The following is a 21954-nucleotide window of genomic DNA, read 5'->3' on the forward strand; positions in this document are numbered from 1 at the left end:
GTCGTGCATCGCCGCCGCAACACGCAGTTGCAAGGGGCCGAAAATCCGATACGACTCTCACGTACCGCGGGAACAGCCTATTATCCCCCTGCCGACCGACTCTGAGCAGGCGGGGGTAACACATTTCAGCCTACTGCGGTGATGTTCCTCGACCGAATCGCGATCCACTTCTCCCCCAGAGCGGCCGCGCGTACCAGTGCGCCCCGCTCACCGAGGTAATCCGCCACGACGCCGACCACCGGAATCTTGCCGAAAATCTCGTACGGTTTTGTCCGAGACGGCCGCTTGTGCAACTCGTCCGTGATGGCACGAAAAGTCTTGGACGTGCGCCACAACGTTCCGATGAGCGCGAACGGGCGCCAGGTCTCGTCGGCGCCGCCGGCTGATTTCTCGGCGAAGTCCTCTCCGGTGAGAAGCTCTCGAGACTTCGTCTCACGCCGGCACAGCACCGACGCCAGGAGGTCCACCTGCTGATCCCGTTCGGTCACTCCGTGTTCACGGGCAACCGCAACGAGCACAACGGCCTGATTCGCGAAGGCCAGCAGGTCCTGGATCGGCAACCGATTGAGGAGGACGCCGAAGATGCCGGGGAACGCGACGGCAACGGTGTTGAGTGCACCCAACCGGGTCGTCCACCACTTCGAGCGCTGCTCGTCGGTCATCACCGACCACGCCGCCGTCCCGGGGAACTTGACGACGTCGAGGACCCAAGCGGCCGCGTCCAACACCATCGCAGCAGCGTTTCGCTCGGGATCGGTCGGTTCGAACGTCCGACGCTTGATACCGAGCGGATCGCTGTAGGCGAGGTCGAGAACCGGGTTGATCCCCCACACCGCTCGATCGAGAACCTCGACGACCTTGCGGTCCCCCAGTACGTCAGCCATCAGGCAATCGCTCCTTCGCGTCGTGCATGTGTGGTGGTTCGTTCGCGTGCCGGACGTCCGATTCCCTCGGCGATGGCGCGCAGTTCTGCGACGGTCTTCTCGGAACCGTGTTCGGAGCCGGCCATCCGCGAGATCGTCTCTTCCATCAGCGTTCCGCCGAGGTCGTTGGCGCCGCCGTTGAGCATCATCTGCGTTCCGGTGATGCCAAGTTTGACCCAGCTGGTCTGGATATTGGGTATGCGGCCGTGCAGCATGATGCGTGCCAACGCGTGCGCAGCGCGGTTGTCCCGATTGGTCGGCCCTGGCCGGGAAGCGCCCGCCAGGTACAGGGGCGCGCTCTGGTGAACGAACGGCAGCAGCACGAACTCCGTGAATCCGCCTGTACGGTCCTGGATTCCGCGAAGAACGTTCAGGTGCCCGACCCAATGGTGCGGCTGATCGACATGCCCGTACATCATCGTCGAACTCGACCGCAGCCCCACCTCGTGCGCCGTGGTGACCACTTCGATCCATTCCGCCGTCGGCAGTTTGCCCTTGGTGAGGATCCAGCGCACCTCGTCGTCGAGGATCTCCGCTGCCGTACCGGGAATGGTGTCCAGGCCCGCCTCACGAAGGGCCGTCAGCCAATCCCTGATGCTCTCACCACTGCGCGATGCACCGTTCACGATCTCCATCGGAGAGAACGCGTGGACGTGCATCGACGGCACGCGCTTCTTGACGGCCCGGACCAGGTCGGCGTAACCGGTGACGGGAAGTTCCGGATCGATACCGCCCTGCATGCACACCTCGGTTGCGCCGGCGACGTGCGCTTCCCACGCACGGTCGGCGACCTGCTCTGCCGACAGCGTGAACGCGTCGGCGTCACCCTTGCGCTGCGCGAACGCACAGAATCGGCAGCCCGTGTAGCAGATGTTGGTGAAGTTGATGTTCCGGTTCACCACGTAGGTGACGTCCTCGCCGACGGCATCCTTGCGCAGCGCATCCGCCAGTGCCACAACGGCTTCCAGGCCCGGGCCCTCCGCCGTGGCAAGGGCCAGGTACTCGTCGTCGGAACATCCGGCCGGGTCGCGTTCGGCACTGCGGAGCGCAGCCAGCAGATCGGTGTCGACGCGAATCGGAGCACTGAGCTCGAGAACCTGTTCGCGCACGGTCTCCCAGTCGCCGAACGCACTGCCCAGGTCACTGCGGGTCTCGGTGTTGCGCCCGTCCGTGTCGATCTCGGTATTGAGATCGACGCGTCCGCTCGATTCCCACGACTCGTCCGGTTCCTGCCACGGCCGACCCACCGGCTTGGTGTCTGGCAAGGCGAGACCGGTCTTGGGATCCGCCAGCGCCTGCACGTGACCCGCAATACGCGGATCGATCCACGGAGCCCCGGCCAGGACATATGCCGGCTGAGCCGCAGTGCGTTCGGTCAGCGTGAAGCCGCCCTCGGCGCTGATCTCGGCCAAGGTCTCGAGATTCGGCCAGGGACGCTCGGGGTTGACGTGATCGGGGGTCAACGGTGATACCCCGCCCCAGTCGTCCACGCCTGCGCCGAGCAGCGCGAGGCACTCGCTGTTCGAGACGAGATTCGGCGGACTCTGAATCCGCATCGTCGGCCCGAGCAGCAGGCGTGCGACGGCGATGGCCGCGAGAAACTCGTCGAGTCCAGCATCAGGCGTATTGCGCATCGCGGTATCGGGCTTGGCCAGGAAATTCTGAATGATCACTTCCTGGATGTGGCCGAACGCCTTCTGCGACTTGCGTATCGCCATGATCGACTCGGCACGTTCGAGGAAGTTCTCCCCGATGCCCACAAGAATTCCTGTGGTGAAGGGGATGTTCAGTCGGCCTGCGTCGGTCAGGGTGCGTAGCCGAACCGCCGGGTCCTTGTCCGGGCTGCCGTAGTGGCACTCACCCTTGTCGGTGAACAGCCGGGTAGCGGTCGTCTCGAGCATCATGCCCATCGACGGCGCAACGGGCTTGAGCCGCGAGAGTTCCTGCCAGCTCATCACACCGGGATTGAGGTGTGGGAGCAGGCCTGTCTCCTCGAGTACCCGGATCGACATCGCTCGCACGTAGTCGAGGGTGGAGTCGTAGCCGCGTTCGTCCAGCCATTGCTTGGCTTCCGGCCAGCGAGCCTCGGGGCGATCCCCCAGCGTGAACAACGCTTCCTTGCAGCCCAATTCGGCGCCTGCCCGGGCAATGTCCAAAACCTCGTCCGGTTCCAGGAACATGCCGTGCCCAGCGGCACGCAGCTTCCCCGGCACCGTGACGAATGTGCAGTAGTGGCACTTGTCCTGGCACAGACGGGTCAGCGGAATGAAAACTTTTCGCGAATACGTCACGGTGTTCGGCCGACCCGCTGCCAGCAGACCGGCATCGCGAACCTTGGCCGCCGAAGAACACAGATCGGTCAGATCGGTTCCCCGTGCCTGCAGCAGCGTTGCCGCCTCGTCGACGTTCAGGGTCGCTCCGTCGCGTGCACGACGGAGAACTCGCCGCATCGCCGACGCTGACGGGCCGGGCGACGGACTGGACGAGGCGGACGCGGAAATACCTGGCATCGGAAGCATGGTGGGTTTGCCGGAGTCATCACCAGTTCGGTTCACCTAGCGATCATGCGCCATGTGGGACGACTAGTGCCACCCGGTGCCAGAAGTAGGAGGCCTCACCGCCCCGACACCGCCTCGATCACGACGGCCGGTAGTCGTCGTCGACCGCAACCTCGACTCGTTGATCCACCACGTCAGCCACTGGCGCGTCGAGCGGAATGTCGGTCAGATCGGGTTCTTCAGGGGCGTTCGGATCTACGGGTGTCGATTGTTCGAGCGCATCTGATTCCGGAGCCTCCGGGTCGAATGTCGCATCTTGTTCGGTCATCACGTGCTCCCTTCGCGGTCGCCACACTCCACGATAGGGCCGATGTCGACAGATCGCCCCTCACTCGACCAAAGTAGTGCCCATGACTGCGCCGCAACCGCTGACCATGGCCGACCCCTTATGGCGACCCAGCACCAAAGCCCCGAGGCTGTGGGCAATCACTGCCTCACTGTTCTGGGTACCCGTCATCGTCGCCGAAATCGTCTGTGCCGTCTTGGTACCCGGAATCCCGTCCTGGGTGGTCGGCACCGTATTCGCAGTCACCGTACTCTTCGCTGCCACCTACATTCTGATGGTCCCGGCGTGGCGGTATCGGGTCCACCGATGGGAGATCAGTGACACCGCGGTATACACCCGCACCGGCTGGTTCACCCAGGAGCGACGCATCGCACCGATCTCGCGCGTGCAGACCGTGGACACCGAGCGCGGACCGATCGACCGCATGTTGGGTCTGGCAACCGTCACGGTCACGACAGCGTCGTCGGCCGGGGCCGTGAAGATCTCCGCACTCGACCAGGAAGTCGCCGACCGCACGGTGGCTCAACTGACGGAGATCGCGGGTACCAACGTGGGAGACGCGACGTGAACGAGAAACAGTTGGGCGACCCGACCGCGATCGAGATCCCGGTAGAGGCGGAAACGGCAGCTGCCGAGGCCGCGGAAGAGGAACAGCCCTGGCTCCGCCTCGACCGACGCATGCTTCTGGTCCACCCCGTCAACGAAGTCGTCAAACTGCTCCCGGTCCTACTCGTCTCCGTAGTTCTCGGCAGCCAATCCGGAAACCACTGGTGGGGACTCGGCGTCGTCACTCTGCTCGTCATCTTCGGTTTGTTGCGGTATTTCACCACCACGTACCGAATCGGACCCGTCCACGTTCAACTGCGCACCGGGGTCTTCCAGAAAAAGCTGCTCTCCGTCCCGCGTAGCCGCATCCGATCCGTCGACGTCGAGGCCGGGGTCATGCACCGGTTGCTCGGACTGTCGATCGTGCGCATCGGTACCGGCCAGCGCGCCGGGAGCGGCCACGATTCGAACAAGTTCGAGCTCAACGCCCTGTCGACCGCCCTGGTTCCGGACCTACGCGCCGCACTGTTGGCCGGCGCCCAGCAAGCACGGCGACTGGAAACCCCGGGCACGCCGGTCGAAAGCATCACCGAACCGGTCGACACCGAAATCGGTCACTGGGAACCGAGTTGGGTTCGCTACGCCCCCTTTTCGTTCACCGGAATCGCCATCATCGCAGCCATCATCGGCATCTCGTTCCAATACGGCATCGGCACTGCCGTCGCGAAATCCTCGGCAGTGAGCGACAGCTTCGACTCACTCGAGAGCCTCGGCATCGCACTGATGGTCGTCATCGCACTCGTCGTGCTGCTGGTGCTGTCGAGTGCACTCGCCTGCGTCCAGTACCTGATCGCGTTCGGCAACATGAAACTCACCGACAACGGCCGCATCCTGCATGTCAGTCACGGCCTGTTGAAGACTCGGCAAACCACACTCGACCGCGCCCGCCTCCGCGGCACGACGCTCAAGGAACCGCTCCTGCTGCGATTGGCCCGCGGCGCGCGGCTCGACGCCATCATGACCGGGGTCAGCGCCGAGAAGAAGGAATCTTCGCTACTGCTCCCGCAGGGACCGCGCAGGGAAGCCGAGCGAGTGATGGCCACCGTGATCGGTGACTCACGCCAGGCGTCCGCCCCGCTGATCCCGCACGGCCCGGCCGCGCGGCGTCGCCGGTACACCCGAGCACTGTTCCTCGCCGCGGTGGCGTTCCTGGTCTGTGTGGCGTGCGCGGCTTCTGGACTCGATGTACCGATCTACGCGTGGTTCGGGGTCGCCGTACTCGCCATCGGTGGCACCGCCCTCGCCTACGACCGATACAACGGCCTCGGCCACGCAGTACTACCCGGCTGGTTGATCACCCGAAACGGCTCGCTCGATCGCCAGCGTCACAGTCTCGAATCCGAAGGTGTCATCGGATGGACGGTGCGCGAGACGTTCTTCCAGAGGCGCGCGGGAGTGGCAACCGTCGTCGCCGCGACGCCCGCCGGCACCGGAAGCTACGAGGTGATCGATCTCCCCGCCGAGAACGCGTGGGAATTGATCGAAGCCGTCACTCCGGGCGGTGGCGACGTGTGGGCAGGTCGTCGATGATGAGCCTCGCCAGCGAACCGAGACGCGATCGCTCGGGCTGGATGGTCGGAACACCGAGGAGTTCCAGCGGAGCGGCCGTCACCGGTCCGACGCAGTAGGTCGGTACCGGTCCGCGCATCGCTGCGACGAACCGCTCCAGCTCGCCCATTTCTTTTGCCGTGCTGAGCATCGAGGAGACCGCGGGGGCACTGGTGAAGGTCAGCGCGTCGATCGCACCGGAACGAACTGCAGCGACCAACGCGCGGACCGGCGACTGATCCGGCGGCCGGATCCACCGATAGACCGATACCGGAGTGACAACCGCGCCGATGTCGGCGAGGGAGGCGCTCAGGTCCGTCAACGGCTCCCATTCGGTGATGGTGCCGTGCAACTGGACTGCGATGCGCAAGCCTGCCACTCCCTCGCTTCCGAGATGTGCCAGAACTTCCTCGGACGACTCACCCGAAGGCGACCATTCCTCGCGCAGTCCGGCGCCTCGGATGGCGCCCGTCGCCTTGGGGCCGCGGGCGATGATGCGCGTGTGGGCGAGAGCCCCGAGGAACTCCTCGGTCAAACCCCACGAGGCGACGGCGTCGAGCCAACCCCTGAAGCCGATCCCGGTACTGATCACGACCAATTCCGGAGGATCGGCAATCAAAGCGGACGTCTGAGTCCTCAGGTCTCGATCGTCCACCAACGGCAGCACATGGATCACCGGTGTCCGCACGATCTCCGCGCCTCGACGTTCGAGGAGCGTCGCAAATTCTTCGACACGCCGTTCTGCGGTCAAGGCGATAGTCGCACCCGCCAAATCATGTTCAGCCACAGGCTGAGTGTCCCTTATGCACGGGTCAGTTTCCTACGCGCGCGCCGAGAACTATTGCGAGCTGAGGGTGGCGAGTCTGTTGATCGCCACTTTGAAGAGGAAAACGGCGGCCGGAGCGATCGCACCGACCAGCAGCAGGAAGGTCAGAGGGGACGAAAGCACGAGTACGTCGCCGCCGGGGCCGCCCACCATGCACACCAAGAACCCGACGATCCAACCGGCGAGCGGCAATGCGGCCCTACCCGGCGTCGTAACCGTGCGGGCGGCGATCACCAATACGAGGTTCGCGGTCGCGGCTACGAGAATGCTGATGGGAAATGCCGTCGTACCGAGATGAGTCGGCAAGAACAGGACGGACAACACCGCGCACAAGAACCCGTCGAAAATCAGGACGCCGAGGATGACAGGGTCGAGCCACGACAGCGACGTTCCTGTCGAGGCGTCCGTGTTGTTCTCGACCGTCGTCATGGTTTTGATAGTGGTCTATCGGTCGTCATCGCGCGAGCGCGGGGTCCCTCCCGACAAGCACCCCGGCTCGCGCCCGAAAAGCACGAAGCTGATCAGGGAACCGGCGGGAACCCGAGCAGAGTCAGCAAATGACTCTGCTGATCTGCGAATGCGTAGAGCGACCCGTAATACAAGTCGTGGTAATAACCAGCCATCGGACGCAACGAATCGACGAAGGCGACGATCTGGTTCTGCAGGTCCCAGTTGTACATTTCTTCAGCCCCCAGGCTTTGCTGTTACCGAAAGGACCACCCATCCGGTGACACGCATCACACACCACTACGGCGTCGATCGCAATGCCTGTGAGCCGACGCCCAGGTCAGCTGTGCAGCCCGCCGAACAGATCGCGCTCGCGGCCGTCCTCACCCACCGGACCGAGCGCGCCGGCGGCCAATACGAAATGCTCGACCGTCAGGATCGGTTGGACCACGTTGTTCGACAATGCGAACTCGGCTCGGCTCGGGGCTACCGTCACCTGAGTGGCGTGGGCGCTCAATGCCCTCGCCTTCGCATCGATGACGCCTCGAACGTCGATTGCCGTCGTCACGTCTGTGTCCTCGACGCTCGGCAATTCCCCGGGCTCGGGCAGACGCCAGTTCTCCGGGAACTCGGAAATCGCCGCGATGCCGCGTTCGAGTCCGCTGCGCTCGGTCACGGTCCAGTAGAACTTCGGAGTCGACCACGGCTCGCCGGTCTCGGGATACGCGGGCGTTCCTGCAGCTTCGACGGCCGCTGTCGTGATCGCGTGCGCCTGGATGTGATCCGGGTGCCCGTAGCCGCCGTTGGGGTCGTACGTGATCACGACGTGCGGCCGAATCTCACGAATGACGGCGACCACCGCGCCAACTGCTTCGTCGAGTCGAGCATTGACAAAAGCACGGGGATTGGCGGCCGAAGGTGTGCCGATCATTCCGGAGTCGCGATACCGACCGGCACCGGCGAGGAAGCGAGGAGCGGCACTGCCCAAAGCCGACAAAGCAGCGCACAGTTCCGCGATCCGGTAGCCACCGAGTTGATCGGCCTCGGAAGCCACGAGCCCGGCCCACGCATCACCGATCACTTCGCCTTCCTCCCCCAACGTGCAGGTGAGGACTGTGACCTCGACGCCTTCGGACGCGTATCGCGCGATGGTGCCACCGGTGGTGATCGTTTCGTCGTCCGGATGTGCGTGTACCAACAGAAGTCGCTTCGCCGACGCGGTCACTTTTCCACCCTCACCCAGTCCGTAGCGTTTCCGAATATCCCCACCTGCACCGGCCCGTCGAGGACCACGCCCTCGACTCCGGTCCCGACCGCGACCAGCGCTCGGCTCTGCACGATCGGCAAAACCGCCGCAAGATCCCACAGCTTGGGTTCCGCATCGGCGATCAACGACCCCAGATCCCCGATGCCACTGAGCGCTTCGTCGATCCGACCTTGCAACGCCGGATCACACAGCCCGGACAGGTTGCTCGGAGCCTCGACGCTTGTCGTTCGGATGGGCTCCGGTGTCTGCGACGGCGTCGGTGCGGGCACTGCCGAACTTGTTGCCGGAGTGGAAGGTGCGCTCGGGCAACTGAACCGCGAGGCCAGCGAAGTGGCCGTGTCGGCGCCTGCCCGGCTCCAACCGACGATCATGTCGACGCGTCCTGTCGTCAGGTCCTCGCCGTAGAGTTCCTCCGGCGCCACCGATTCGACGGTCGCCAGGATTCCCACGTCACGCAATTCGTCGGCAGCGGTGTTTGCCACGGCGATCGCGATGTCGTCGTTTTCGGGAGCGCCGATCAGCAGTGTCAACTGGGCGCCGTCACGGACGATCGATCCGACCGTTCCAGTGCCCGTGACGATTCCGGTGGGCGGTGCCGTCAGGTAGCCGGCTGCGGTCAGCTCGCCCAGCGCCTGCTCCCTGGTCGGTTTCGGCGGCGCGGTGGGCGCATATCCCGGATCCGACGGAGCGAGGATCTGAGCTTTCACCGGGGCCGACGCCGATTCACTCCCTGCCGCCACCACGGCGAGCAGGTCCGGATCGAGCAGTCCCAGAACACCTTTACGCACCCGAACATCTGCGAAGTTCTTGCTTCGCCCGTTCACGTTGATGTCGAGAGTGCGCGGAACGTAGGAGAATGCCGTCCTGACACCCGGGATTGCAGACAGCTGAATATCCGTGGCACTACCCGAATGAACCTGCGCCACTTGGGCATCGTCGGTACGCAGCGCATCCGCCAACTGTGCAGCCGTTCCTCCGCGTCGCAGAACTATCTGATCCGGGTCTGAAGGCTTGCCCCAGAATCGGTCGTTGCGTTCGAGCACGATTTCGTCCCGGCCGCGGTCGACCGAGCGCACGTGAAAGTGGGCTCCCGACACCGGAATCCCCTCACTCAGGCCGGTGCTGAAACCGCCGGGAGTGTCCTTGATCAGGTGGGACGGAAGAATATCGGTGAACAACTCTCGCCATGCCGGATACGGCGCACGCATCACGACGTTGACCGTTTTGCCGCCGCCGGACGAGTTCACGTCGTCGATCATCTGATAGCCCGCGGGATTGACCACACCGGGAACCGAGATCATCTGCTGCCACAGGTAGCGAAAGTCTTCTGCCGCAATGGGAGCGCCGTCCGACCATTGGGCTTCGTTGCGCAGTTGGTAGCGAATCGTGAACGGGGCCTCCGACGTCACTTCAGCGGAAACGAGGAAAGAATCGTCGATCGCCCACTCCGTCGCGCCAGGTTGTGTGGGCGAATTGATCGGGCGAAACGCACTGGGCAGTACGAGGTTGCCGACTGCGGAGTTGACCGGCGACTGATCCGCGAGCAGGTGCGGGTTGAATCCGCCTCCCACCTCGTCGATTGCCACAGTGACCTGCTTCATCGCCGGAACGACCGGAGTCGGTGTGGGCTTGACGGTTTCGGTGCTCTCGACCGGAGGCGGCGGATCGGCTGTACATGCAGTCAGTGACAACGCCGTCACTGCCACTGCCAACGCCAGGTAGCGACGTCCTGAGGCCACAGACAATTCCTTCCGTACGGGGCCGCGTCGCCCCTTTGCACTCGATTCCCTGGCAGATCTTTCGCCTGGAAACCATGAAGGCGAATGTACCTTTCCGCCGAAAACTCGGCTGAAAGGCACATCCGCCTGTCAGGTTGTAACCGACGAAAGACTACAGAGCAGCCTTGTCGCGTGCCTTGCTACGTGAACGCTCGCGAGCGCGCTCGGTTGCGTTGAGGTGCACCTTGCGGACGCGGACGTCCTCCGGGGTGACCTCGACGCACTCGTCGCTGGAGCAGAACTCCATCGCTGCTTCGAGTTCGAGCTTGATCGGCTTTGCGAGGGTCTCCATCACGTCTGCGGACGACTGACGCATGTTGGTCAGCTTCTTCTCGCGGGTGACGTTGATGTCGAGGTCTTCCTGACGCGGGTTGATACCGACGACGTGTCCCTCGTAGGTGTCTGCGCCGGGCTCGACGAAGAAGGTTCCACGGTCGGCCAACTGGATCATGGCGAACGGCGTCACCGTGCCGGAGCGGTCCGAGACGAGCGAGCCGGTGTGGCGCGCACGGATCTCGCCGGCCCACGGACCGTATCCGTCGAACACGGCGTTGGCGATACCGGTTCCGCGGGTTTCCGTGAGGAAGTCCGTGCGGAAGCCGATGAGGCCACGCGAAGGAACGATGAACTCCATGCGAACCCAGCCTGCGCCGTGGTTCGACATCTGGACCATCTTGCCCTTGCGGTTGGCCAGGAGCTGCGTGATGGCGCCGAGGTACTCCTCGGGGCTGTCGATGGTCAGCTCTTCGAAAGGCTCGTGAACCTTGCCGTCGACGAGCTGCGTGACAACCTGCGGCTTACCGACGGTGAGTTCGAAGCCCTCACGACGCATCTGCTCGACGAGGATGGCGAGCGCGAGCTCTCCACGACCCTGGACCTCCCACGCATCGGGGCGACCGATGTCGAGGACCTTGAGCGAGACGTTACCGACGAGCTCCTGGTCCAGGCGGGACTTGACCATGCGTGCAGTCAGCTTGTGACCCTTGACGCGACCGACGAGCGGTGACGTGTTGGTGCCGATCGTGACCGAGATTGCCGGCTGGTCGACGGTGATGCGGGGCAGTGCGACCGGGTTCTCCAGATCGGCGAGGGTGTCGCCGATCATGATGTCCGGGAATCCTGCGACGGCGCAGATGTCACCGGCGACGGCGACCTCACCGGGAACGCGCTCGACACCGATGGTCGTGAGGAGTTCGGTGATCTTGGTCTTCGTGACGACGGGCTCGCCGTCGACCTCGCGGCACCAGGACACGGTCTGGCCCTTGCGCAGCTCGCCGTTGTGGATGCGAACGAGTGCGAGGCGACCGAGGAATGCGGATGCGTCGAGGTTGGTGACGTGAGCCTGCAGCGGTGCGTCGACCGAGCCCTTCGGCGCGGGGACGTACTCCATCAGCACCTGGAAGAGCGCGGTGAGGTCCTCGGCGTCGGGAGCCTTGCCGTTCTCGGGCTGCACGGTCGATGCCTTGCCTTCGCGACCGGACGCGTAGAGGACGGGAAGTTCGAGTGCGAGCTCAGCGGCTTCGGCGGCCTCGTCGGAAAGGTCCGATGCGAGGTCGAGGAGCAGGTCCTGAGCCTCGGTGACAACCTCTTCGATACGGGCGTCGGGGCGGTCCGTCTTGTTGACGACCAGGATGACGGGCAGCGAAGCGGCGAGTGCCTTGCGCAGCACGAAACGCGTCTGCGGCAGGGGTCCCTCGGAAGCATCGACGAGCAGGACGACGCCGTCGACCATGGACAGGCCGCGCTCGACCTCGCCACCGAAGTCGGCGTGGCCGGGGGTGTCGATGACGTTGATGACGGTGATGGAACCGTCTTCGTTGACCTTATGTACTGCGGTGTTCTTCGCGAGAATGGTGATGCCCTTCTCGCGTTCGAGGTCGCCGGAGTCCATAACGCGATCGACCAGCTCGGCGCGCTCCTCGAACGCGCCGGACTGACGAAGCATGGCGTCGACGAGGGTGGTCTTGCCGTGGTCGACGTGTGCGACGATGGCAACGTTACGGAAGCTGGTGATGGTCACGCGATGGCTCTCCTGGCTGAGTTGATTCGGCCACGCGAAAGTCAAGTCGCACGGCTCTTCTGGTGGCCGCTGCACGAGTGTGTGATCCGAATCAGGGCACGAATCGCCTGAGAAGGCACCGCGGCCTAGTAAATACTACTCGCTCCGGGCTGATACTCCTGCATTGTGCGGCCTCTATCACCGCCCCCACCAGCGAATAGTGATCTGCACCACGCCGATGCGCGTAGGATTACGACCTGGAGAAACAGGTCATTTAAGGGTACGCTAACCTCGTTCCAAGAGCGGGCTCTCCGCCGTAGTGAAACAGGAAAGCCGCAGCGTCACATGGGAAAAGTCAAGGCAAGCAAGGTCTCGCAGCTCAAGCCGAAGAAGAAGTGCTGCCGCAAGAAGACGCGGTGCATCAAGTGTCCCGTCGTCATCATGCGGATGAAGAAGCTCGAGAACGAGGGCGCATCCAAGAAGGAACTGAAAGCGGGTCTCAAGAAGGCTCGTGCGGCGTAAGCGCGCTCAATTCCGCGAGTAACTCGGGGATCCAGGCTCGATCGTTGTCCACCAGATCCATCGACAACAGTTCTTCGGCGTCGACCCATGTCAATTGAGCATGGTCGAGCGCGACCGGTTCTCCCGACACCAACTCCGCCCGGTAGGCCCGCAGGACCAACCCAGGCGACAGTGGCACGTCGACACCGATTCTGGCGCCGCATCTCACCTCGACCGCCAGTTCCTCGAGCAGCTCCCGCGCCAACGCGTTCTGTGGCGATTCGAATTCTTCGACCTTCCCGCCCGGCAGCTCCCAACGACCGGCCAAAGCCGGCGGACTCGTCCGCTGCGCGAGGAGCAGCCTTCCCTCGCGGAAGATCGCACCGGCGACAACTTCCCGATCCCTTGCAGGTGCATCACTCATCGCACCATGATGGAGTATGGCCACTTTGTTGTCCGACTCCGCGATCCAAAACGCTCTCGACGAACTGCCCGCCTGGCAACTGTCGCCAGGGTCGATCACTCGCACGGTCGACTCCGCGACATTCCCGGACGCCATCGCGCTTCTTCAACGCATCGCGGCAGTCGCCGAGGCCGCGGATCATCATCCCGACATCGACGTTCGCTGGCGAAAGGTCACGTACACGCTTTCGACACACTCGGCGGGCGGTCTCACGGAACTGGACTTCGACCTTGCCCGTCGAATTGACGTACTCGTCGACGATTCGGTCCGTTTCGACTGATCTTCGAGTGAACAAACCTCGCAATCTGACGTAACAGTTGCATCAACTTTCACATAGATCACTTCAGTCACAGGTATGGTCGCCGTAAATCACGATCGAGGCCGGTCATGCCATAGACTCCCCCCGGTGCGTAGCTGCTCAGCAACTGAACAGCTGTACAACCCGGGGGCTCTGTACATAGAGTGACCCCTCGAGCCGTCAAACGCGGAGCTCGCCTAGGCGCCCGCGCGGTATGACTAAGGATGGGGAAACAGTGCTTCGAACCCGAGGTATGCGAAAGGCGTTCACCGCCGTCGCTATTGCCGCAGTAGCAGGACTGGCATTGCCGGCACAGGCAATGGCCGATCCGGCAGCACCGCCCGCACCCGAAAGTGTGCCGATCGAGTTCCTCGCATCGTTTGCGCCCGCCATCATCGGCGCCGCCGCAGGTCCGGCCGATGTTGCAGGCGGACCGCAGCAAGCGTTGCTCGACCAGGCTCGCGCGATCCTGAACTCCCCCGGCATTCCGCCCGAGATCAAGGCCACCCTCGAGAAGGTCATCACCTTCCTCGACGGCAGCGGCGGCGGCGGACCGGCGATCCCGGACGAGAACGCCCCCGTCATCGCGCAGTTCCTCTACCCGACGCTTGGCAAGGGCTGCATCTCGGCCACCGCCGATTCGGTCGGAACCGCACTTGCCGTTCCCGGCCCGGCTCACCTGCCTCCTCCCGGTCCCGCTGCCGGTCAGGCCGGATTCGTCTTCACCGCTCTCGGTACGGCTCCCGCCGTCGACGACCAGCCGGTGCCGATGACCGTCACCTGGGTCAACATCGACAACCAGCGCAGCGCCACCCAGAACTTGACCAACGCCGCACGCATCAACCCGGACGGCCCAGCCACTCTGTCGGCTATCGCCGATACCGGCCCCGGACGCGTTCTCTCGGTGATCAGCGGTTCGCTGACCACCCAGCCGGAAGGCGCAGATCGCATCACCTGCAGCTTCCTTCCGACCGTGGGCATGTTCGCGGTAGCTTGATCGAAGTCTTGTGAAAGGGACCCACCGAATTTCGGTGGGTCCCTTTTGCATCTCCGATCACCGTGATAGACCCGATAGATGGGACATCTACGAGTGGACATCACGCACGGTCGTCCAGAGAAGAAATCCGGCCCAGACCAGTCGATACGGTCACACAAGTCGACGCGATCGATACTGTCCATCCGATCCGAGGGGTCCATTCTCTCGATCGGATCGGCGTACTCGATCCTGTCGATCGGTAGCGTCGGCTCTTTTCTTTCGATCGGAAGCATCGGGTCTACGGCGTCGGTCCTGAGTTCGGGCTCGTTCGCCAGTCTCGGGTCCGCGCTGTCCGGTCTCTCACGTTGGTCACTGCTCTCCTGGCGTGGAAATCATGCAGCCCCCGAAGAACACCCGAAACTTGTTGTCATTGCGCCGGAATCGGATTCGAGCGATCCGGACCGCTCACTACGATCCGTCTCGCACTCTCAGACCTGATTCGGTCGCGGCCATTCGCGGCCTTCCAGCGCTTCGACCGAGGTATTGAATTGCCGCAGTAGGTCACCGAGCGCGAGACGCTGCTCCGGCGTCCACTCGCGGAGGACCTTTTCGACACCGGCTGTCGAATGTTCGCGATCAGCACGAAGTTTCGACAGCCCCTGCGCCGTCGGCCGGACCTTTCGCGCGAGCCCTCCGTCCGGATCCTCCACTCGCTCCACCAAGCCCTGACGCCTCAGCGCGCCGATCTGCCGGTTGATGGTGGAGATGTCGAGCGAGAAAGCGCAGGAGAGCTCCTTGAGGCTCATGGGATGTTGCAATTCCAGTCGACCGAGCAGTAGATACGCCGACCGGTCCAGATGAAGTTCGGCCCGTTGTGCGAGCGCGTGGTAACGCGAGAGCAGAGTCAACTCGTACTCGATATTCACCAGATCAGGGTCCCGGTCCATCCTCATATTGTGCAGACTACACACGATGTGTAGCGTGCACACTGGGGCGAACGCACCAATCAGAACACGCCATGGCGGGAGCCGCATGTCCGTTCACGCAGGGTCGTCCAATGTCGACGAGAAAATCCCCGACACGAACTACGCATCCTCGGGTCCAGTGCTCACCGTTCTAGGACTGTGCGGAATCGTCGTCGCCTTGATGCAGACGCTGGTAGTCCCCATCATTCCGCAATTGCCGCACCTGTTGAACTCCACTCCCGCCGACACCTCGTGGGCGGTCACCGCAACACTCCTCGCCGCCGCGGTGATCACGCCGATCAGCGGGCGCCTCGGCGACATGTTCGGCAAGAAACGAATGCTGCTGGTCAGTCTCGCGATGGTCGTTCTGGGCTCGGCCATCTGCGCGATCGCACCATCACTGATCGTGCTCGTTGTCGGCCGTGCACTTCAAGGAGCATCGGTCGGGGCAATTCCATTGGGCATAGCCATCATTCGTGACGTTCTTCCACCGAAGAAAGTGGCCGGCGCGATGGCGGTCATGAGCGCCACCCTCGGCGTCGGCGGTGCGATCGGACTGCCGATCGCCGCGGTGATCGCCCAGAATGCCAACTGGCACTTCCTCTTCGTCACATCGGCAGTGTTCGGGCTGATCTGCATCGCACTGGTTGCGTTCGTCATTCCCGAATCGACCGTACGACGCCCGGGACGTTTCGACTTCGTCGGTGCGCTCGGCCTCACCGTTGGTCTGATCACCCTGTTACTCCCCATCACCAAGGGCGGAACCTGGGGATGGAGCGACGCGAAAACCCTGGGGCTCCTTGCGGTTTCCGCGCTCAGCTTCCGATGTGGGGATGGTGGGAACTTCGACGCAACGCACCGCTGGTGGACCTCCGCGTATCGGCCCGGCCGCAAGTTCTCTTCACCAACTTCGCGTCGATCGCCGTCGGTTTTGCCATGTACGGCAATTCCCTGACGCTCCCCCAACTGCTCATGGCACCGACGTCCACCGGTTACGGACTCGGACTGTCCATGGTTGCAGCGGGGCTCGCACTGGCCCCCGGCGGACTCGTCATGATGGCGCTCTCGCCCGTCTCCGCTCGAATTTCGGCTTGGCGCGGCCCGCGAATCACGTTGATGCTCGGCGCCCTGGTCATCGGATTGGGTTACGCCTTCGCATATTTCACGGTGTCGAGCGTCTGGCAGGTCGCCGTGGCCGGAATGTTCATCGGAGCGGGCGTCGGGCTCTCGTACTCGGCCATGCCGGCCTTGATCATGGGCGCAGTCCCCATCACGGAATCTGCAGCCGCGAACGGACTGAACTCACTGATGCGATCGATCGGCACGTCGACGTCTGCCGCGATCGTGAGCGTCGTCCTGGCCGGAATGACCATCACCGTCGGCACCGCAGTGATCCCCTCGTTCGAGGCGTTTCGTACCACGTTCCTGATCTCCATCGCCGCCGCCGTCGTGACGATGGTGTTCGCCGGGTTGATTCCCAAACAGAAAGTCTCGTAGGGGAATCAACCCGGCGGAGGACTCACTTCTCCGAAGAGCCTTCGATGCTGCCCGTCTGCAACTTCGACAGAAGTGTGTAGATGAAATTGATGATGATATCCACGTGGTGCCCTCTCACATAACGGGTCCCCGACCCGCCAACGACGGTACCGCAGAACCCTCCTGCATCGAATCGCCGACAATCAATTCTGCAACGTGTTCTAATTTGAGGCGACGACTACCCGAGGAGCCTTTCATGACCTGGACACGCACCGAACTCGAAGACGCCTTCGCGGGTTACCAGAACACCGTTGTCGAGTGCACTCGTTCCGGCGATTGGAACGCCTTCGCGGACATGTTCACCGAGGACGTCGTCTACGTGGAACACGCTTTCGGCACCCTCAATGGCCGAGAGGCCGTACGCAAGTGGGTTACTCGCACGATGACGGAGTTCCCGGGGCACCGCATGACCGAATTTCCAGCCAACTGGTTCGTGGTCGACGAGCAGCGCGGATGGATCGTGTGCGAGATCGACAACCCGATGGAGGATCCGGGTGACGGATCCAAGCACGGAGCCGCCAACATCACGATCCTGCACTACGCCGGCAACGGACTGTGGTCTCGCGAAGAAGACGCCTACAACCCGATGAACTTCCTGTCGATGGCAAAAGCATGGTGCCTCGCCGCGGAAGCGGCGGGCACCCTCCCCGACGACGCCAAGGCCTGGCTCGCCAAATTCGGCGCTATGGTGCGATAGATCCTGTCGGCAACGAGGATCCGACCGGCTGAGCCGGACCGACCGCACCGGCCAACGACCACTGCCCGTAGTCCCGAGTGAGGATCGAGTTCAGATCCACGCCGACGCCGTCGACCTTGCGCTTGTCGATCTCGAACTGATGCAGGTTTGCCCGCGGGTGCACATACCCTGCGGGCGAGCCCCAATTGTGCTGCCAGAACCAGGTTCCGACGCCGGCACTGATCATGGCGTCGATCACGCGAGTGTTTCCGTAGACGCCGAGCGCTCCGTTGCCGACAACCGAGGCCCACCCCTCGAGGTACGGCGCGATCAGCGTAGTGATTTCAGTACTGGTCGGGTTGTCGTCGATCGACGCGTAGATCGGGCGACCGGACGGCCCACCAGCCGCCGCATGTAGTTCGAGGCCACGGGCAGCATGACGCTTGCCCGCTTCGCGGGCCCCGCGCCAGTCCGCCGTTCCGCCCTTGCCGAATTGATAGCAAGAAACGACTTGAAGTCCGGCCGCGGTCAACGCGTCGGTTTCCCGCGCCAGTACGGGCTTGCCGACCATCCAATCGGCGCCCGGGCGCCTGTCCGAGACGTACCGGATGGCGCCCGCATACCCGGCGGCCTTGATTGCCTGAGCGGACGGCACACCGGCGGCGTAATCGAGCAGGGTCCCGAGCGAACCGGCATTGGCCACCGACGTCGTACCGCTCAATGCAGCGAGTCCGGCAGCCGCCGATCCAGCCGCTGCGTACTTGAAGAGGTTTCTTCGCGAGACGTGCACAAAGCTCCGATCATCGGCGTGTCCCGCTCGAAGTGGCGGGCAGGCAAGCTATCTTCTTTCGCTCGCATTCCACCACAGTCACATCATCCCCGCCATGCACTTGGCCAACATGAGCCACATTTGCGACAAATGGGCTCGGTGCCCACTCCACCGCGCAGCTCGACGAAACAGAGAAGTGCCCCCGCGCCACAGGCTCGGGGGCACTTCTTGCTCTGCGGGACTTACTCTGCCGACAGGCCTTCAACGCTTCCGGAGATGAAGTCGAGGAATCCGAAGAGGTCAGCGAAAGCGCCGAGGAAGTCTGAGATGTCGCCGAAACCGATAGTAGGCATTGATATTGCTCCTGTCAGTGATGAACTGTCCGTGATGGCGGGCCACTGGCTGGCTGCCGGGGCTAACACTAGAGCCCTTCCGTTACTTTTACGACACCAAATGTGTCCGGGACGTTACATTTCAGGCCCGCTCTAGTGACCTCATATCCACAGGTAACAACCAGTCACGGTGAACAATTTGTCACCATATTGCGCATTCCTGACAAAATTCGAACATGGTTGCCGAGATCAGTTATCGTGCAGCATCACCGCTGGACCGGTGCTGCAAGAACAGAGGGCTCGACTTCCCCACCCTGAGAGATTCGCCGTCAAAGTCTCTTACTTGCGAATCGATGCCAAATTTCCCCATCCAGGGCACATTGCATCCTGAGCGTGTGCGCAATTTTTCAGCCATAACTTCAGTTAGCGAGATCTTTACGCCGAAAACGACCGGCCCGACGGCCCGCGGGACCATACCTATCGGTCATCATGGTGACGCTATTCACACTGATTTGAGGAACTCCCGGCACCGATAACAACCGGATCTCGACACCGATTGGACGTTCGAGGGCACAGTGGAGTTCATGAACCTCACAAAGAAGAAGTCCTGGAGTGAGCTGTCACCCGCGCAACGCCGCGTCGTCGCCGTGCTCGCAACGATTCAGTCCCTGTTGGCGATCGCCGCGTGGACAGACCTGGCGCGACGCCCTGCCAATACGGTCAACGGCAGCAAGAAGAAGTGGGCGGCGATCATCTTCGTCAACTTCTTCGGACCGCTCACCTACTTCCGCCGAGGCCGGATTCAGTCGAAGTAGTCCCAGAACTGCAGCCACTTCACGGAGGCGAAGAGCGTCAGAGTCACGACGTACACCGCAATTACCGCTGCGCCACCGCGCCAGTTGGTGCGGGGAACGGCGCCGTCGACCGGGTCGAGCCAGTGGCGGAACCACCTGGTGACCGTCGGCATCAGGAACCACGTCATGGCGCCGACGCTGACTATCTGGCTCAACCACATCGACAGCCACGGCGGCGCTCCGATCCCGTCGAGCAGCGGCCCGAGAAACCTCGACAGCGTCATCACCGTCGGATAGAGGACGAGCAGGATGATCATCGCTGTCTTCCAATTCGGCGTCGCGCGAGTCTGCCCGTTCTCCGTGCGCAGAATGGTGCCGAACGGTGTCGACCGCGTGGTCTCGGTGAAGTCCTCGGCCAACTCGGCCCGCAGTTTCGGTAGTGCTGCGGCCCTCTCGGGCGACGCCATCCACACCGCCAACTGCTGCTCTGTCCGAAACCGAAGGACGGACTTCCACTGGGTGGAGTCGGTGACCGACCGCAACAACATCACCGACTCGTAGCCGGAGAATCGCGAACTGAGATCGATGAGGTGTCGTTGCGTTCGCAGAAACTCGTTCTCCTTACCCACGACGACGGCGTGGTCGTACACACCGATACCGGGCGGCGGCAGCAGGCCGTCGATCAGAACGAGATCACTCGTCTGCGCCAGAATTCCCGTTGCAGCAGCTGATCTTTCGAGATCGCGGCGATCAGTCGACTCCAGCCAACGATGAAGATCGTCGGCACTGTCGAAAGTGACGGACACGCCGTGCGACACCGGTTCCGGTTGATCACTGATGCCACAGCTCAGGTAGCCGTCGAATCGACCGGCGGTCTCGGCCGCACGCTCGACCCACGCCCGGAATCCCGAACTCGTTCGGTGGTACCCGGTGATGGCAGTTGCGGACACGTCAGCCCGATATCCGGCGCCCTTGCACGTACACGTGCGCAATCGCGGGCTCGCGCATCGCCATCAGGAGCCCGAAGAGCGTCTGGTCGCGGGCGAGTATCGGATCATCCGAACGCGTTCCGTAGTTGACGAGCCCGGCGAGCGGCGGCCACCCGGACGGATCGATCACCAGGAAGTCGGCCTCTTTGCCCTCGTCGAAGTTGCCGATCCGGTTCTCCATGTCCAGCGCGCGAGCACCGGCGAGTGTTCCGGTGAACAGCAGTTCGGCAGGGTGCATCGACACTCCGTCGTCGCCGGCTTCGGAGATGTGAACCTTGAAGGCGTCGCCGAGGACTCGGGTGAGCAGGCACTCGTCGCCGCCACCGAAGTCCGATCCGATCGCGATGTTGACCCCTGACGCAACGGTTCGTTTCCACGGCATGGTGCCGGAGCCGAGAAACTGCTGGGAAGTAGGGCAATGTGCGATCGAGGTTCCGGTCTCGGCCATCCGTGCGAGTTCGGAGTCCTGGCAGTGCACCGAGTGCGCGAGTATCGCGCGTGGACCCAGGAAGCTCTTTCCGCCGACCTGTGAGCCGGGGAGGAACTTGCCGTCGTACGTGTCGAGATAGGTCTCGACCTCGTACTCGGCGAGTGTGGTCGCCACCTCGCCGGTTCCGGGCCGATTGTTCTCGTTGAGATGACTGTGGAAGTAGACGCCCCGGTCACGGACGGAGTCGTACAACTCCCCCAAGTCCTTCAGCGTCCGTGTTGTCACCGCGAGAGAGAAGCGGGGAACCACTGCGACGTGAATGAGCGCAGTGTTCACGTCGCCGGTGTCGGCCGCGTGCCACTTGTCGATCTCCTCGCGGGTGAGTCTGATCGCGTCCTCTTCCGAGGTGATCAGTGCAGCGGCGGAGGCCGGGCCGGTGGTCTGAATCCCGCGTCCGCTGACCACTCGAAGGCCGCGTTCCAGAGTTTCCGAGAACAGGGCGTCCTGCGCGTGCGGGAAGGCCGATCCGAACACCATCGCGGCCGTGGTTCCCGTGGCGATTCGGCGAGCGCAGAAGGCCTCGGCAGCGTGCTGGGCGAATTCCGGATCAGCGAATCTCGATTCGGAGGGAAAGACGCACAGGTCGCGCCACTCGAGGAGTTGGCCGCCGCCGTAGGCGTCGCCAGCGTAGGTCTGCGGGAAATGAATGTGTGCATCGACGAATCCGGGCAGCAGGAAACCCGGTCGGTGGTCGTGAATTTCGCCGCCCGCGAGGTCTCCGGGGAGCGATTCGAATTCTCCGCAGTAGACGATCGTTCCGGCATCGTCGATCGCCAAGACGCCGTCGGGGATCGAGACGAGCGACTGCGCCGCATCCTCTACCGTCGGACGACCGGAGATGTGGAAGACATGGCCTCGATGAAGGTGCGTCACTTACTGAGCAAAGCACAAAACTACCCGGCGCCGCGCGGCGAATGCTGTCCTTTT

The 21954-nt window shown here is 63.2% G+C and carries 22 protein-coding genes and 1 pseudogene; 9 read left to right on the top strand and 14 right to left on the bottom strand.

Features of this window, described 5'->3' with window-relative positions; all coding sequences use genetic code 11:
* Positions 1-125: 125 nt before the first annotated feature.
* The 3 genes from ATN38_RS03265 to ATN38_RS03275 form a co-directional block, all read right to left on the bottom strand.
* The gene (locus tag ATN38_RS03265) at positions 126-884 is read right to left on the bottom strand and encodes a hypothetical protein (protein ID WP_042448778.1); all 759 of its coding nucleotides are present in this window, start codon (positions 882-884) and stop codon (positions 126-128) included.
* Entirely contained in the window at positions 884-3442 is a 2559-nt protein-coding gene (locus tag ATN38_RS03270; RefSeq protein ID WP_003945208.1) for a bifunctional FO biosynthesis protein CofGH, read from the bottom strand. Before ATN38_RS03270 ends, ATN38_RS03265 begins: the two co-directional genes overlap by 1 nt.
* A gap of 118 nt (positions 3443-3560) precedes the next feature.
* The gene (locus tag ATN38_RS03275) at positions 3561-3749 is read right to left on the bottom strand and encodes a hypothetical protein (protein ID WP_003945217.1); all 189 of its coding nucleotides are present in this window, start codon (positions 3747-3749) and stop codon (positions 3561-3563) included.
* 82 nt (positions 3750-3831) lie between these two features.
* Here ATN38_RS03275 and ATN38_RS03280 point away from each other — a divergent pair, with 82 nt between their 5' ends.
* Positions 3832-4335 carry a PH domain-containing protein gene (locus ATN38_RS03280; RefSeq protein WP_042926352.1) on the top strand — a complete coding sequence of 168 codons (504 nt, stop codon included), beginning with the start codon at positions 3832-3834 and terminating at the stop codon, positions 4333-4335.
* Complete coding sequence (locus ATN38_RS03285; protein ID WP_080726593.1) at positions 4332-5903, top strand: PH domain-containing protein; 1572 nt, start codon at positions 4332-4334, stop codon at positions 5901-5903. Before ATN38_RS03280 ends, ATN38_RS03285 begins: the two co-directional genes overlap by 4 nt.
* Here ATN38_RS03285 and ATN38_RS03290 read toward each other — a convergent pair.
* The 6 genes from ATN38_RS03290 to typA all read right to left on the bottom strand — a co-directional run bounded on the left by ATN38_RS03290 (position 5863) and on the right by typA (position 12259).
* Positions 5863-6708 (bottom strand): uroporphyrinogen-III synthase, encoded by an 846-nt coding sequence (locus ATN38_RS03290; protein ID WP_003945251.1) that lies wholly within the window; start codon positions 6706-6708, stop codon positions 5863-5865. The two genes, ATN38_RS03285 and ATN38_RS03290, sit on opposite strands and share 41 nt — an antisense overlap.
* A gap of 51 nt (positions 6709-6759) precedes the next feature.
* Complete coding sequence (locus ATN38_RS03295) at positions 6760-7176, bottom strand: hypothetical protein (RefSeq protein WP_030536224.1); 417 nt, start codon at positions 7174-7176, stop codon at positions 6760-6762.
* A gap of 92 nt (positions 7177-7268) precedes the next feature.
* Positions 7269-7427 (bottom strand): hypothetical protein, encoded by a 159-nt coding sequence (locus ATN38_RS03300; protein WP_003945210.1) that lies wholly within the window; start codon positions 7425-7427, stop codon positions 7269-7271.
* A 107-nt stretch (positions 7428-7534) separates the two neighbouring features.
* Positions 7535-8419 carry an N-acetyl-1-D-myo-inositol-2-amino-2-deoxy-alpha-D-glucopyranoside deacetylase gene (mshB, locus tag ATN38_RS03305; RefSeq protein ID WP_042448784.1) on the bottom strand — a complete coding sequence of 295 codons (885 nt, stop codon included), beginning with the start codon at positions 8417-8419 and terminating at the stop codon, positions 7535-7537.
* The gene (locus ATN38_RS03310; protein ID WP_030536226.1) at positions 8416-10200 is read right to left on the bottom strand and encodes an ABC transporter family substrate-binding protein; all 1785 of its coding nucleotides are present in this window, start codon (positions 10198-10200) and stop codon (positions 8416-8418) included. Before ATN38_RS03310 ends, mshB begins: the two co-directional genes overlap by 4 nt.
* 151 nt (positions 10201-10351) lie before the next feature.
* A complete protein-coding gene (typA, locus tag ATN38_RS03315) occupies positions 10352-12259 on the bottom strand; it encodes a translational GTPase TypA (RefSeq protein ID WP_007726276.1) in 1908 nt (635 codons plus the stop codon).
* A gap of 324 nt (positions 12260-12583) precedes the next feature.
* Here typA and ATN38_RS03320 point away from each other — a divergent pair, with 324 nt between their 5' ends.
* Entirely contained in the window at positions 12584-12760 is a 177-nt protein-coding gene (locus ATN38_RS03320) for a hypothetical protein (protein WP_003945207.1), read from the top strand.
* Here ATN38_RS03320 and ATN38_RS03325 read toward each other — a convergent pair.
* Complete coding sequence (locus ATN38_RS03325) at positions 12738-13163, bottom strand: (deoxy)nucleoside triphosphate pyrophosphohydrolase (protein WP_007726279.1); 426 nt, start codon at positions 13161-13163, stop codon at positions 12738-12740. The two genes, ATN38_RS03320 and ATN38_RS03325, sit on opposite strands and share 23 nt — an antisense overlap.
* 16 nt (positions 13164-13179) lie before the next feature.
* Between ATN38_RS03325 and ATN38_RS03330 the strand changes: the two genes are divergently transcribed.
* The 3 genes from ATN38_RS03330 (at position 13180) to ATN38_RS03340 (ending at position 14974) form a co-directional block, all read left to right on the top strand.
* Positions 13180-13482 carry a 4a-hydroxytetrahydrobiopterin dehydratase gene (locus ATN38_RS03330; protein ID WP_003945236.1) on the top strand — a complete coding sequence of 101 codons (303 nt, stop codon included), beginning with the start codon at positions 13180-13182 and terminating at the stop codon, positions 13480-13482.
* A gap of 271 nt (positions 13483-13753) precedes the next feature.
* A complete protein-coding gene (locus ATN38_RS03335; protein WP_003945233.1) occupies positions 13754-14497 on the top strand; it encodes a hypothetical protein in 744 nt (247 codons plus the stop codon).
* Positions 14498-14575: 78 nt separating this feature from the next.
* Complete coding sequence (locus ATN38_RS03340) at positions 14576-14974, top strand: hypothetical protein (RefSeq protein ID WP_042448789.1); 399 nt, start codon at positions 14576-14578, stop codon at positions 14972-14974.
* On the opposite strand, the gene ATN38_RS03345 is transcribed toward ATN38_RS03340, so the two are convergent.
* Positions 14965-15423 (bottom strand): MarR family winged helix-turn-helix transcriptional regulator, encoded by a 459-nt coding sequence (locus ATN38_RS03345; RefSeq protein WP_003945257.1) that lies wholly within the window; start codon positions 15421-15423, stop codon positions 14965-14967. The two genes, ATN38_RS03340 and ATN38_RS03345, sit on opposite strands and share 10 nt — an antisense overlap.
* Positions 15424-15508: 85 nt before the next feature.
* On the opposite strand from ATN38_RS03345, the pseudogene ATN38_RS03350 reads away from it, so the two are divergent.
* Positions 15509-16938, top strand: a pseudogene (locus ATN38_RS03350) (MFS transporter).
* A 235-nt stretch (positions 16939-17173) separates the two neighbouring features.
* On the top strand, positions 17174-17674 hold the full coding sequence (locus tag ATN38_RS03355; protein ID WP_007726289.1) for a nuclear transport factor 2 family protein: 501 nt from the start codon (positions 17174-17176) through the stop codon (positions 17672-17674).
* Here ATN38_RS03355 and ATN38_RS03360 read toward each other — a convergent pair.
* Positions 17661-18443 (bottom strand): DUF1906 domain-containing protein, encoded by a 783-nt coding sequence (locus ATN38_RS03360; protein ID WP_042920828.1) that lies wholly within the window; start codon positions 18441-18443, stop codon positions 17661-17663. The two genes, ATN38_RS03355 and ATN38_RS03360, sit on opposite strands and share 14 nt — an antisense overlap.
* Positions 18444-19338: 895 nt before the next feature.
* On the opposite strand from ATN38_RS03360, the gene ATN38_RS03365 reads away from it, so the two are divergent.
* Positions 19339-19569, top strand: a complete 231-nt coding sequence (locus ATN38_RS03365; RefSeq protein WP_007726301.1) for a PLD nuclease N-terminal domain-containing protein — start codon at positions 19339-19341, stop codon at positions 19567-19569.
* Here the strand turns inward: ATN38_RS03365 and ATN38_RS03370 are convergent.
* On the bottom strand, positions 19557-20498 hold the full coding sequence (locus tag ATN38_RS03370; RefSeq protein WP_158170837.1) for an antibiotic biosynthesis monooxygenase: 942 nt from the start codon (positions 20496-20498) through the stop codon (positions 19557-19559). The two genes, ATN38_RS03365 and ATN38_RS03370, sit on opposite strands and share 13 nt — an antisense overlap.
* Before the next feature lies 1 nt (position 20499).
* Positions 20500-21900, bottom strand: a complete 1401-nt coding sequence (locus tag ATN38_RS03375; RefSeq protein WP_218747580.1) for an amidohydrolase family protein — start codon at positions 21898-21900, stop codon at positions 20500-20502.
* Positions 21901-21954: the final 54 nt, after the last annotated feature.

The sequence above is a fragment of the Rhodococcus sp. FH8 genome, assembly GCF_019266085.1.
Lineage (GTDB): Bacteria > Actinomycetota > Actinomycetes > Mycobacteriales > Mycobacteriaceae > Rhodococcus_F > Rhodococcus_F qingshengii.